The organism is Mycobacterium interjectum, assembly GCF_900078675.2.
Lineage (GTDB): Bacteria > Actinomycetota > Actinomycetes > Mycobacteriales > Mycobacteriaceae > Mycobacterium > Mycobacterium interjectum.
This window is the reverse complement of sequence record NZ_LT546237.1, coordinates 576,122-588,935: the sequence shown is the minus strand read 5'-3', so window position 1 is coordinate 588,935 and position 12,814 is coordinate 576,122. Positions and strand designations below refer to the sequence as shown.

Below are 12,814 nucleotides of genomic sequence, written 5' to 3'. Positions count from 1 at the left end.
ACAGAGTCGATAGTGCGCTCGTCTAGCTTGTTTGTTTCCGTACCCCTGGCTGAGCAGCTGCTGGCCCAAGCGAAGGACCGAGGCGTACGAGGTGGTCGGCCCGAATGGGCTGCTGAATCAGTTGGCCACGAACCCTGCTCGAGACCGCGCCGGATGCCGAGATGACCGAGCACCTGGGTTCCGGCAAGCACGACCCCGCCGGCCGCGGCAGCGGGAACTCCCGCAACGGCACCCGGGCAAAGGCGGTGCTCATCGAGGTCGGCCCAGTCGAGATCGAAGTACCGCGCGACACCAACAGCGGCTCCGAGCCGCAGATCGTCAAGAAGCGTCAACGACGCCCCACCAAGCCCCAAATAACGCGCCTTTCCACTGCGACTGACCGGTTTTGGCAGTCCTCGGCCATCGCCGAGTCAAGATTTCGTGATTCGCCACAAACCAGGCTCTGATGTCGGGATCACCGTGTGGCCGGCTGGGACATACTTGGCCACGGGTAGCGCCGGATCACAGCTGAACAGATAGCGATAGTCGTTGACGTTCGCATGGGTCCACACGTCAAGCTTGTTGTCGCGCAGCATTAATCCGCGTCGATCAGCGAAATACAGGGTTGTGGGGTCCCAATCGCACCCCACGACGAGGATCAAATCATTGCTGTGGGTCGCGGCCCGTATACGCTCGCCGCCAGGGTCCGGTGCTGGTGATCTCAGCCATTGCATCACGTCTTGGGGGACAGCTGAACCCAGGACGATCAGTACGGTTCCGGCTGCCGCGACCCATGCAGTATTCGCGCGGATTCGTTGAGAAAGAGCAACTATCGCAATCCCGACGCCGGCGATGATCGCAGGGAAGACCGCAATCAGATAGTAGCTGTGCACGTGGTATAGGTTTAAAAACAACAGCGGCGCGGACGCAGCGGTGGCGAGCCAGCCAGCGCGGCGAATGCGCTCAATCCTCGTCGGCGCCAGAATGATCCCGAGCACAGCGAGAACCATTCCTAACGCCAACGGCCCCGCGATTTCACTGTTGATCCGTACGACAATTGGCTCATAGGCACGTAGGTCAAGGCGCTGGTCAAGCGTCCCAAAATTCCAGTCGTTCAAACTGGCGCTGGTCAAGAACTGCGTCAACGGATTGCGGTTCTTCACGGCGTCGCCGTACCGAACCCACCAAAGCCCGGCCGCGGCGCCAGGTATGGGGCCGACTAGAAATCCGGCGATGATGCGGCTCCACGACCGCGCTATGAGGTACGCCGTCGCGGCAGAGACCGCGAGAAGCACACACCACGCCGGTGGAGTAGTGGCTTTCACCAGGAAGGCCAACCACGCGCTCATCGCGCCCAACAAAAGTCCGACACGCGAAGCGGTGCGAAACCACGCGTCGAGGCCGACGACCATGCCGAGAGAGAACGCGACGGAAGGAAAGTCGACGAGCGCGGCTGCGCCCCACGCTAATCCGAACGGCGAGAACTCAAACAGCGCAAGTACGACAATTGCGGCCAGCCGCCCGTGCCAGCGCAGAATTAACACCGACAGCAAAATTGCAGAGGCTTGAAATCCTGCCAACCCGACAGTCCGCATCGCCGCATCCGGCGCAACGCCTAGACGAATCAGGACCGCACCAAACGCTTGAGCTAGCGGGAACTCCATCGGCACATCGCTGTTTGGCCCGAAAATCGGCAGCGGTGTGTGCAGCAGGTTGATGCCGTGCCGAGCGTATTCCAGTGCCACATATCCCGTCTGGGCCTGACGGAAACCGTGCATCTCGTGGAGCCCGTGCCCCAGTTGCGGGATGCGGATTAGCGTCCCAACTGCGAACAAGCCGGCCAGCCATCCCGATAAGGGTTTGAACGGCACCCTGAGCCAGTTTTTCAAAACGTTCGGTTTGGAAGTAGCTAGGTCGGCCGTCTCGGTACCCTCGTCAGATGAAGTCATGAATCCTCCGAGACTTCGTGTAATCCACCCGTCCCGCCGCAGCGCCCCAAAACCTGAACCACCATAAAAGCGTGGAACGCTCTCGCCGAAAATCGGCGCCTGCCCGAATTCGCTTAGCCGACATCGAGTTTAGTGGTCAAAGCCGGCTGGAGATCATCACTTCGGCGCCGCCGCAAGAAATGCAGCACACCGATCGAGGTCAGCACACCACCGGTCCACCGCAGCAGCGGGCCCCGCATGGCCAGCCCGTACCAGTGCAGATACGCGGGCAGCCAGCCGACCAGGTCGAACTTACTTGTACCAGCCGTTCGGTCAGTCCAACTGCTGGGGACCTCGTCAACTCGGTAGCCGAGCAGATGCGCCTTCGTTGTCAGCTCCAGGCCCACCTCGAACCCACGTACACTCTCGACTGCGACGTCCTCGAGAAACCGCCGGCTGTAGGCGCGGAAGTTGGTGGTGGCATCGTGGGTCGGCACCCCGCCCATGTAATGCAGGCTCAATCCGGCGGTCCGCGACATCAGTGTCTTCAGCCGAGGGCCGCCAGTCTGAGAGCCGCCGGGCATGTAGCGTGACCCGCTGACGATGTCTGCACCCTCGTCACGGATCTTGGCTGCCATCAATGGAATTACCGAGGGCGGGTCCGAAAGGTCGGCCATGCTGGTGACGACGACGTCGCCGCGTGCGGCCGCGAACCCGGCGATCAACGCATTGGCCACACCCTTGCCCAAAGAGTTTCGGACGAGTCGCACGGTAGTCGGCCGATCGGCCATGGCGGCGAGCGCCGGCAGGGTGCTGTCTTCGTCGAAGTCGTAAACCACCAGAAGCTCATGGGGGATAGTTGCCAACGCCTCGGCAAGTCTCCTGACGCAGACTTGGATGTTCTCGCCCTCGTTGTAGACCGGGATCACCACGCTTACCAAACGCTGGTCACCGATGTCGGGTCCAGTTCGGGGCTTGCGAGCGCGAATCACGAACTGCTTTCCGAAGATTGGCCACGCAATCCTGGAACGCAGATACAACCGCACCAAGAAGGGCGCTTGCGGCAGCGGCGAGGACGACGTGTACGGCAGGAAGCGGTCATAACTGTCCACCACCTCGAAGTCGCAGGACGCCAGCAACTCGATGAGTGAACGATCGCTGATCGGAACGGTGTGGTCCCAGAAGTCCCAATAATCGCCGTCAACGAAGCGAATATTCGGCCCCATCGCGATGAAATGGCCGCCCGGTTTGAGCACCCGGCGGACTTCGGCGACGGTACGCTCGACTTCCTCCTTGCTTTGGAGGTGCTCCAGCAAGTTGCTGGTGAAGACCACGTCTACGGAAGCCTCGGCGAGGAAACCGAGGTCGTCGGCGCGCTGGTGATGGAACTCGATGCCGGGCTCAAGCATGCCTGCACTGTCCGGGTTCAGGTCGACGCCAATTCGGCGTGCGGCGCTTACCTGATTCAGGAACTCACCGTAGCCGCACCCGAGGTCCACCACCGTATCGCTGCGTCTGATCCATGCCTGGAAGAAGTCGCGGACCAACACGGCCCAAATTGCCAACCGCGACTCGCGAGCGTGGCCGAAACGATTGCGGTAGAGCTGTTGCAGGTAGGGCTTACCCGCGATGCGCATGGCACCCCAATGGCGACAGCCAGAGCACTTCAGATGGTCCCGGCCTCGACGGCGTTGACAATCCACGGTATGACCTCGTCCAGCATGGACTCGAGTGTGGTTGTCGCCTCGAAGCCGAGAACCTCGGACGCCTTGTGGACATCCGGCGAGCGCAGCTGGACGTCATGTTCGAAAGGCGGGTCGCTCTCGTAGCGAAACGGAGTGTCCGGGCGCATCTTTTTCCAGATCACTTCCGCCAGCTCCAGCACGGTGGTGGCTTGAGGCGTCGAGAGGTTGAAGTCCCCGTTCAGCGCGGCCGGATGCTCCATGCAGGTGCGGATGCCGCGCGCCAGGTCGCCGCCGTAGGTGTAGTGGCGCACCTGGGTGCCGTCGCCGAGGATGTGTAGGGGGTCCTGACCCTTTGCCACCTTCTGGATGAGGTCGGGCACGACGTGGCTCATCGCGAGTTTGACGTTGCCGCTGGGAATTTCGCGGCCGCCGAGCGCTCGCTGCTCACCGGTACCCACACAGTTGAACGGGCGGATGATCGTATACGGCAGGCCATACTGCTCATAGGCACCGTGCGCGAAATACTCGCAGGCCAGCTTCTGAAAGCCGTAAGTGCTCGTCGGAGGCGGACACTCGGTGATGTGCTTCTCCGGCGTCGGGAACACGGTGGCGTTTTCGAACACCATCGAGGAGCTGATCACGTTGATCTTCTCGAGCCATCCTTTACGGTAGGCATAGATCGCGGCGTCGAAATGGGCGGCGGCGATGCGTTCGTTCTCGGCCAGCAGGTCATAGGCGTACTCGTGGAAGTACGTGATGCCGCCGATGCGGGCCGCGCTGGCCACCAGCTGGTCGCACCCCTCGATCAGCTGGAACATCAAATCCACGTCTTTGACGTCGCCCTCGACGAAGGTGTAACGCGGGTGATCGTCGTAGGTCTTCTTGACCTTGCCGTATTTGGAGTAGTTGTCGATTCCGACGACCTGGTGGCCGGCGCGCAGCAGCTCGTCGACCACGTAGCCATTGATGAACCCCGCGCTACCCGTTACGAGAACTTTCACTGCGCCTGCATTCCCGCGCCCAGCGTCGCCAACGGGGTCCCGTTGGGCGCGTCGGCTTCCGCCGCGCTGACATCCAGGCAGCCCCACACGTCCTCGACGATCTTGTCCCGCGGAATCTGCAGGCCTCGGTAAATCGAGTGGGGCACACCGATGACGATGACGTCCGCACGGCCCAGAACGGCGTCGAGCGCGTAGTAATCCGGGCCTTCCAGGAATGGGTCGTGCAGCATCACTTTCTTGGCCTCCAGCATGAGCAGATGCCGGAGTTTGAAGCTGAGCGAATCGCGCGTGTCGTCGCAGTCCGCCTTGAACGTCATGCCGAGGAGACCAACTGTCTTGTCGCGCAAGTCAACGCGGCGCTTGAGCATGTTGACGATAAACTGCGGCTGGCCCTCGTTAATCAGCATGGCCGCGTGCCCCAGCATGAAGTTGTTGTTGCTGAACGCGGCCAGCTGCATGGTGTCCTTCAGCAGGCAGGGGCCCGCCGCCAGCCCGGCCCGGGGCAGGCTGTCGACGCGAGCGTTCTTGTAGGTGGCGGCGTGGTGGACGCGGTCGAAGTCGAGTCCGGCCTCGCGGCTGAGCAGATAGAACTGGTTCGCGACCGCGAACTGGATGTAGCGGTAGGCGTTGCAGAACAGCTTGGCCAGCTCGGCCTCCTGCGGTTCCACCTCGATGATCTCGCTCGTTATTTGCGAGAACAGCTCGCGCACGATCCGGCGCCCTTCGGCGTCGAAGCCGCTGGTGATCTGCGGAATCACCCTCAGCTCGCGTATCGAATGGCCCTGGGCGATGCGCTCTGGGCAGAAGGTGACGTGAACGCCGATCCCCCGCTCGGCGAACATGTCGTGGACGCGCTGGCTCAGCCCGGGGTAGACGGTGCTTCGGAGGACCAGCGTCTGCCCGTCGCGGAAGTACGGACTGATCTCGTCGATGATGCGAAAGAAGGTGTGCGCCTGCGGCGTCAGGTATTCGTCGACCGGCGTGCCGACGACGCAGATCACGATGTCGGAGTCCCTGACCGCCCACGAATCGGTGGTCGCCGAGATGCGCCCGGTCGGCAACAACCGCTTGAGCAGTTCTTCGGCGCCGTTCTCAACGAAGGGCATCCGGCCGGCCATGATGGTTTTCAGGGCATTGACGTTGGTGTCCAGAATGTCTACGTAGAAACCCTCGTCCGCAAGCACCAGCGCCAGCGGAAGCCCGACATGCCCGGCTCCCCCGATGATGCAGATTCGTTTGTCGGGTTGGGTCACCATGTGAACCGCCGCCTCCCCTTGATCCCCATCGTCCGACAGCTTCGGCCCGATGCCCGGTGCCTTCAACGCTCATGGCTATTTTCTGGTGAAGCCTACGAGCTGGCGTATCCGAACGTGAGCGTTTTCAGCAATCCGGCCCAGATCGGAAACGTCGCCGAAACTTTCCGTTCGTAGGGGTGATCGCGAAGTGCGAGGCCGACGCTGTGTACCTGCTCTCGCAATGGCGCGGGTGTGATCGCATCCCCACCTGGTGGGGATGCCGGCGATACTTGCCTCAGCGCGTCTTGATGCCGATAAACATTCCCCGCAGCTGCGGGAAATAGGAACCACCGAGCAAGGACTCGGCAATGCTTGGTTCGAGGTGGTCGTACTGCTCCATCACCACATCGAATCCAACGTCTTTGATCGCTTGGAGCAGGTGCTCACGTTGAATCCAGAAAGACCGACGATTGTCCCAAGAAGCCCACCGTGCGGTTTCGCGTCGACTGAATGACCGCTCGTCCTTGAACTCGGTAAACCATCGGCCAGGTACACCTTCGTGTTCGGCCGGCGCCGATAATAGGAAATTCACCGGGTCGCGTTTTAACAGCAATCTATCCCATGCTTGTCGCAATCTCGTACTCAATCGGAGCCTTGCGTCAATGGGATGGATAATAGAAAATTGTGTTTGCAGAATCAAAAGCTTTCGGGTCACCGACGACAGCGTTCTGAGGTATTGCATCGGGTACTCAAGATGGTAAAGCAACCCGCTACAAAACACTGCGTCGAAAACCCCATGGTTAGCGATGTTCAAGGCATTGTCTTGGATGAACTCCAGACTGGGCAGGTTCGTCTTCGACTTGACATAGTTGCAAGCTGCTATGTTTAGCTCACGCACCTCGAGGCCGAGGACTTGAATCCCATGCGCGCGAACTCAACCGCGTATCCGCCCTCGAGGCAGCCGATATCAACCAAGCGCAGTTGAGTTTTATCCCCCGGGAAGACCGCCTCCAGGATATTGCGCGCCGATATGCAATACGGATAGTCGGCCATCGATAGCTTCGATTCGGGTTTAGTGAAAGTCCCATCGTCGAGACGGATGTTGTGATGAGTAAATTGCACCTGATCAGTAAATTTTGGAGTCATATCTGGTTTGCCCGATCGTTGTGGCGCGAAGATTTTGGCGCTCGCATTAGCGCGAAGTCGCGCGAGCGCGTCAACGGATTAATGGTGGAATAGAAAGGACCCGGACCACATTGGCGCAAAACCTAGAGTTGCCCCGCCGAGCCAGCACGTTCGGGTCGAGTCCGGACGGCGACAGATTAAGTCTGCGAGCAGCCGTCGGCGGATCCGCCCAACCGTAGAACATTGGCAATGCACCCCTCCCGCCGAAACCCGGAGTGCTCAACCTTACAGGTCCGAGCCGCCGACAGTGACGTCACCGATCTCCGCTGTGAGCCTGCTTCTATTCGAAAGTAGTCGTTTTCGGCAACAAAGATGGGGTTCCACGCTCTCTATGGTGTCCGTGCCAAGTGCGGAGCCAACACAGCTCCTAGGAAAGTAGAGCTAGCCGGCGACCGCTCCGTGCTCCGAGAACGGCGCCCGACCTCGGTCACGACCGCAAACCGCGCTTGCGGACCTTCGCGGCGGCCCCGTGAATCGGCTTGTAGATCCCGACGAACGCGCGTGATCGGTCGCACCAATGGCGTCAGCGGCCGGTTGTGCACCAGCGCAAACGCGACTCCCGCCGCCGGGCAAGACCGACCGGCCGAACCGCGCGCCGAATAGACTACGAACGGTCACCAACACCAGCCGACGGATACTGCGTTTCGGATCCGAAATCTGACGGTTCCGCGGCGGCAATCCACCAGTAGAGGGCCCGACGTTGTCGTGCACATGGCCGCCAAGTCGCTGGTCCGCAAGTCGTACCGCGACCCGCGCCACACGTACGAGACCATCGCGGTGGGCACGCTCAACGTGCTCGATGCTGTCGCGGCGACCCGTTGGGTGCGCGCGCACGTCATCGTCACCACCGATAAGGTCTACCGCAAAATTGAAAGTCGGCTTGCGCCTGGAAGATTCCTGGGCCGGCCTGCGACGCTAGCCGGCGACGGCTCCGGGCTCCGAGAACGGCGCCCCGAACTCGGTCACCGGCTGCAAACCGCGCTTGCGCACCTTCGCGGCGGCGTCGCGGATCAGCTTGTAGATCCCGACGAACGCGGCGTGGTCGGTCATCACGAACGGTGTCAGCAGCCGGTTGTGCACCAGCGCGAACGCCACCCCCTCCGCGGGGTTGGCCCAACCGACCGAACCACCCAGCCCGACGTGACCGAAGCCTGGCATCACGTTGCCGATCGGCAGACTGTGATAGCCCAAGTGGAAAGCCAACGGCACGAACAGGTTTCGGTCCGGCCGCAGGCTCCGCCGACCGGTCAGTCCGGCCACCAGCTCACGGGACAGGAATTGGGTGCCGTCGATCTCGCCGCCGTTGGCGATCGCCCCGTACATCCGCGCGAGGGCGCGGGCCGTCACCACGCCATTGGCCGCCGGGATCTCGGCGTCCAGCAACGGGATCTCACCCTGGGCGGCGGCGATGAAGCCCGGGAAGTACATGGACCGCCATCCACCGGACAACTCGTGGGCAACCTTGCGCGTCACGAAGGTGAGGACCGGGTTGCCGACGAGGTTCTGCGGCATGATGATCTGCGCCGCCCGCGTCGGGGACTCGGCCGGCGGCCGGCCCAGATACATTCCGTCGGTGCCCAACGGCTCGGCGAGCTCCTCGCGGATCAGCGTGCGCATGCCCTTGCCCGTCACGCCCCGGGCGAGCCCGGACATCAGCCAGCCGAAGGTCAGCGCGTGATACGCGGATTTGCCCAGCAGGCGTCCCGGCGACGCGGCCGCCAGCCGCTCTTCCATCAGGACGTGGTCCAGCAGGTCTTCCTGAGTGGCGCCGCGCAGGCCCGACAGCCCTGCGTGGTGTCTCATCACCTGCCGCACGGTGAGTTCGGCTTTGCCGTTGGCCCCGAACTCCGGCCAGTACTCGGCGACGGGAGCCTCGTAGTCGATGAGGCCGCGGTCGGCGAGCCGGTGGATGACGGTGGCGGCCATGCCCTTGGTTGCCGAGAACACCATCGGGGCGGTGTCGGCCGACCATGGCACGTGACCGCCCCGGTCCTCCCAGCCGGTCCACACGTCAACGGCGGGTTGACCGTCCACGTAGACGGCCAGCGCCCCACCACCGAACCGGCGGGCCGGGAACATCGTGGAGAAACTGCGAACGACGCAGGCGAAATGTGGGTCCGCCGCACCGGACACACGGTGGCCTGCGTCAGGGCCATCGTGGACGGGGACCGCGCGGCGAGCGACCCGAGACTCCATTGTCACAGTATTGAATTTACTTGCATTCCATACTGTCCGTAGGGGAAACGGCGGCTAATTTACCTTTCCGTTAGGAAGACGCGGCCGTAAGTATTTGCCGGGCCGCCAGCGCCGGGGTCAGCTCCCCCGCCTTGACTTGGCGTTCCACGTCGGCGCGGATTTTGCGCACGGCCGGGTTGGACAGCACCCGGTCCAGCACGGCGTCGCGGACCATCTGCCAGGTCCAGTCGACTTGCTGGGCCCGCCGGCGCTCGTCGAGTTCCCCGGCGTCGGCGAGCACCCGGCGATGGCGCTCGATCGTCTCCCACAGCTCGGCCAACCCGGCTCCCTCCGTCGCGCTCATGGTGAGAACCGGTGGCCGCCAAAGCGTTTCGCCCGGATGGATCAACCTGATCGCTGCGGACAGCTCCCGCGCGGCCTTACGCGCCTCGGCCAGGTGCTCCCCGTCGGCCTTGTTGACCACGACAATGTCGGCCAGCTCCAGCGCGCCCTTCTTGATGCCCTGCAGCTGGTCGCCGCTGCGCGCCAGCGTCAACAGCACGAAGGTGTCCACCATGTTGGCCACCGCCACCTCGGACTGGCCCACGCCGACCGTCTCCACCAGGATCACGTCGAACCCCGCGGCCTCCAGCAGCACGATGGCTTCCCGGGTGGCCTTGGCCACCCCGCCCAAGGTGCCCGACGTCGGTGACGGGCGGATGTAGGCGTCGGGGTGCACCGCCAGGCGCGCCATCCGGGTCTTGTCGCCGAGGATCGAACCGCCGGTGCGCGTCGACGACGGGTCGACGGCCAGCACCGCCACCCGGTGGCCTCGCTCGATCAGGTGCATGCCGAGCGCCTCGATGCTGGTGGACTTACCCACCCCGGGGACCCCGGTGATGCCGACGCGGTGAGCGTTGCCCGCGTGGGGCGTCAATTCCAGCAGCAGCTGCTGCGCCTTCTCGTGGTGGTCGGCGCGAGTGGACTCCAGCAGCGTGATGGCCCGCGGCAGCGCCGCGCGGTCGCCACCGAGGACGGCCTTGGCGAGTTCCTCTACGGAGCCCTTCATATGGCACGCGCCGAGCGTGACGTCACGGCGAAAAATCGGGCCGATTCTCGCCATGACATCACGTTCGCGGAAAGCATTGGCGACGTCACTGGCCCAGGTCATACCCCAGCCGCTCGGCGAGCTTGTGCAGCAAGCCGATCGCGGCGTCGGCGATCACCGTGCCGGGCGGGAAGATGGCGGTGGCCCCGGCGGCGTACAGCTCGTCGAAGTCGCCGGGCGGGATGACGCCGCCGACCACGATCATGATGTCGGGCCGTCCGACCTCGGCCAGCGCGTCGCGCAGCGCCGGCACCAGCGTCAGGTGGCCGGCGGCCAGCGAGGACACCCCGATGACGTGCACGTCGTTGTCTGCGGCCTGGCGGGCCACCTCCTCGGGCGTGGAGAACAGCGATCCGACGTCGACGTCGAATCCGATGTCGGCGAACGCCGTCGCGATCACCTTCTGCCCGCGGTCGTGGCCGTCCTGCCCCATCTTGGCCACCAGAATCCTGGGCCGGCGCCCGTCGGCCTCGGCAAATTTCTCGACCAGTTCGGTGGCGGTGGCGATGTTGGTGGCCTTTCCGGCTTCGTGACGGTAGACCCCGGCGATAGTACGGATCTCCGCCTGGTGACGGCCATACACCTTTTCCAGCGCGTCGGAGATCTCGCCCACGGTCGCCTTGGCCCGGGCCGCGTCGATGGCCAGCGCCAGCAGGTTGTTGCCCAGGCCGTCCTCACCGGCGCGGCCGGTGGCGGCGGCGGCGCGGGACAGCTCCGCCAGGGCGGCGTCGACGGCCGCGGCGTCCCGGTTGGCCCGCAGCTCTTGCAGTTTCGCCAGCTGCTCGGCACGCACGCGGCTGTTTTCGACCTTGAGAACCTCGATCTGCTGGTCCTCGTCGACCCGGTACTTGTTCACCCCGATCACCGGCTGCTGGCCCGAGTCGATGCGGGCCTGGGTGCGCGCGGCGGCCTCCTCGATGCGCATCTTGGGGATGCCGTCGTCGATGGCCTGCGCCATGCCGCCGTGCTCGGCGATCTCGGCCATGTGGGCGCGGGCCGCCTGCGCCAGCCGATGGGTCAGCCACTCCACGTAATACGAACCGCCCCACGGGTCGATGGGCCGGGTGGTGCCCGACTCCTGCGCCAGCACCAGCTGGGTGTTGCGCGCGATCCGGGCGGAGAAGTCGGTGGGCAGCGCCAACGCCTCGTCGAGGGCGTTGGTGTGCAGCGACTGGGTGTGCCCCTGGGTGGCGGCCATCGCCTCGATGCAGGTGCGCGCGACGTTGTTGAAGGCGTCCTGGGCGGTCAGCGACCAGCCCGAGGTCTGCGAATGTGTGCGCAGCGACAGCGATTTGGGATTCTTGGCGCCGAAGCCCGACACCAGTTCGCTCCACAGCAGCCGGCCGGCCCGCAGCTTGGCGACCTCCATGAAGAAGTTCATGCCGATGCCCCAGAAGAACGACAGCCGGGGCGCGAACCTGTCGATGTCCAGGCCGGCGTCCAGGCCCGCCTTGATGTAGTCGACGCCGTCGGCCAGCGTGTAGGCCAGCTCCAGATCCGCTGTCGCACCGGCCTCCTGGATGTGGTAACCGGAGATCGAGATGGAGTTGAACTTCGGCATCTTGGCGCTGGTGTAGGCGAAGATGTCGGAGATGATGCGCATCGACGGCTTGGGCGGGTAGATGTAGGTGTTGCGCACCATGAACTCTTTGAGGATGTCGTTCTGGATGGTGCCGGCCAGCTTCTCCGGCGGCACCCCCTGCTCCTCGGCGGCCACCACATATAGGGCCAGGATGGGCAGCACCGCGCCGTTCATCGTCATCGACACCGACACCGCGGACAGGTCGATGCCGTCGAACAGCTGTCGCATGTCGAGGATGGAATCGATTGCCACACCGGCCATCCCGACGTCACCCTGGACGCGTGGGTGGTCGGAGTCGTAGCCGCGGTGGGTGGCCAGGTCGAAGGCGACCGACAGACCCTTCTGGCCGGCGGCGAGGTTGCGCCGGTAGAACGCGTTGGAGTCCGCGGCGGTGGAAAACCCGGCGTATTGGCGGATCGTCCAGGGCTGGTTGACGTACATCGTCGGATAGGGGCCGCGCACGAAGGGCGGTTCGCCGGGAAAACTGTTCAGCGGATAGCCGTCGGCGGCCGCGGCGGCGCGGTCTTCGGCGATGTACACCGGCTTGACGTCGATGCCCTCGGGCGTATGCCACCGCAGCTGCTCGGGCGCGTACCCGTGCGCCGACGCGGCCGCGGCGGCCTGTTCTTCCGCGGCGGCCTCGGTGGGCGGCCGCACGTCGCGATCGCCGCGCAGCGGGACGTCCGAGAAGTTGCCGATCGCGGGTGTGGTCATCGTCATAGCTACGCCCCCAATCGTGTCAGCAGATCCGACAAGGCTTGCACCGCATTGATTTTCGCGGTCAGATACTCATCCGGGCGGTGCTGGGCATCCCCCAGCGCTTGCTCGGGCCCGGCCAGGCAGACCGTCGTGATACCCGCGGCGCGGGCCGCCTCGACGGCGCCCGCAGCCTCGTCGTGATAACGCTTGTCGGTGCCGCAGACGACGGCCACGGCC

General features: G+C 64.0%; 7 protein-coding genes and 4 pseudogenes. 2 read left to right on the top strand and 9 right to left on the bottom strand.

Features of this window, described 5'->3' with window-relative positions; all coding sequences use genetic code 11:
- Window positions 1-45 precede the first annotated feature (45 nt).
- A pseudogene (locus BN4348_RS37420) lies at window positions 46-344 on the top strand (transposase); the annotation flags it as partial.
- A 66-nt stretch (window positions 345-410) separates the two neighbouring features.
- Here the strand turns inward: BN4348_RS37420 and BN4348_RS37415 are convergent.
- From BN4348_RS37415 to BN4348_RS62390, 5 genes and pseudogenes are all read right to left on the bottom strand, one after another.
- Window positions 411-1,928 carry a hypothetical protein gene (locus BN4348_RS37415; RefSeq protein WP_142308654.1) on the bottom strand — a complete coding sequence of 506 codons (1,518 nt, stop codon included), beginning with the start codon at window positions 1,926-1,928 and terminating at the stop codon, window positions 411-413.
- Between the two features lie 113 nt (window positions 1,929-2,041).
- Window positions 2,042-3,544: a glycosyltransferase gene (locus BN4348_RS37410; protein WP_066910761.1), complete on the bottom strand. Its 1,503-nt coding sequence runs from the start codon at window positions 3,542-3,544 to the stop codon at window positions 2,042-2,044.
- A 29-nt stretch (window positions 3,545-3,573) separates the two neighbouring features.
- The gene (locus BN4348_RS37405) at window positions 3,574-4,593 is read right to left on the bottom strand and encodes an NAD-dependent epimerase/dehydratase family protein (RefSeq protein WP_066910758.1); all 1,020 of its coding nucleotides are present in this window, start codon (window positions 4,591-4,593) and stop codon (window positions 3,574-3,576) included.
- Window positions 4,590-5,849 carry a nucleotide sugar dehydrogenase gene (locus tag BN4348_RS37400; protein WP_066910836.1) on the bottom strand — a complete coding sequence of 420 codons (1,260 nt, stop codon included), beginning with the start codon at window positions 5,847-5,849 and terminating at the stop codon, window positions 4,590-4,592. Before BN4348_RS37400 ends, BN4348_RS37405 begins: the two co-directional genes overlap by 4 nt.
- Before the next feature lie 274 nt (window positions 5,850-6,123).
- Window positions 6,124-6,974 (bottom strand): annotated as a pseudogene (locus BN4348_RS62390) (class I SAM-dependent methyltransferase).
- Between the two features lie 687 nt (window positions 6,975-7,661).
- Here BN4348_RS62390 and BN4348_RS62130 point away from each other — a divergent pair.
- A pseudogene (locus BN4348_RS62130) lies at window positions 7,662-7,865 on the top strand (GDP-mannose 4,6-dehydratase); the annotation flags it as partial.
- Between the two features lie 63 nt (window positions 7,866-7,928).
- On the opposite strand, the gene lipL reads toward BN4348_RS62130, so the two are convergent.
- The 4 genes and pseudogenes from lipL to BN4348_RS59400 all read right to left on the bottom strand — a co-directional run.
- Window positions 7,929-9,209 carry an esterase/beta-lactamase LipL gene (gene lipL, locus BN4348_RS37385; RefSeq protein ID WP_276003351.1) on the bottom strand — a complete coding sequence of 427 codons (1,281 nt, stop codon included), beginning with the start codon at window positions 9,207-9,209 and terminating at the stop codon, window positions 7,929-7,931.
- Between the two features lie 70 nt (window positions 9,210-9,279).
- Complete coding sequence (gene meaB, locus BN4348_RS37380) at window positions 9,280-10,257, bottom strand: methylmalonyl Co-A mutase-associated GTPase MeaB (protein WP_066910831.1); 978 nt, start codon at window positions 10,255-10,257, stop codon at window positions 9,280-9,282.
- 85 nt (window positions 10,258-10,342) lie between these two features.
- Window positions 10,343-12,598 (bottom strand): methylmalonyl-CoA mutase, encoded by a 2,256-nt coding sequence (gene scpA, locus BN4348_RS37375; RefSeq protein ID WP_066910752.1) that lies wholly within the window; start codon window positions 12,596-12,598, stop codon window positions 10,343-10,345.
- A 2-nt stretch (window positions 12,599-12,600) separates the two neighbouring features.
- A pseudogene (locus tag BN4348_RS59400) lies at window positions 12,601-12,814 on the bottom strand (methylmalonyl-CoA mutase); the annotation flags it as partial.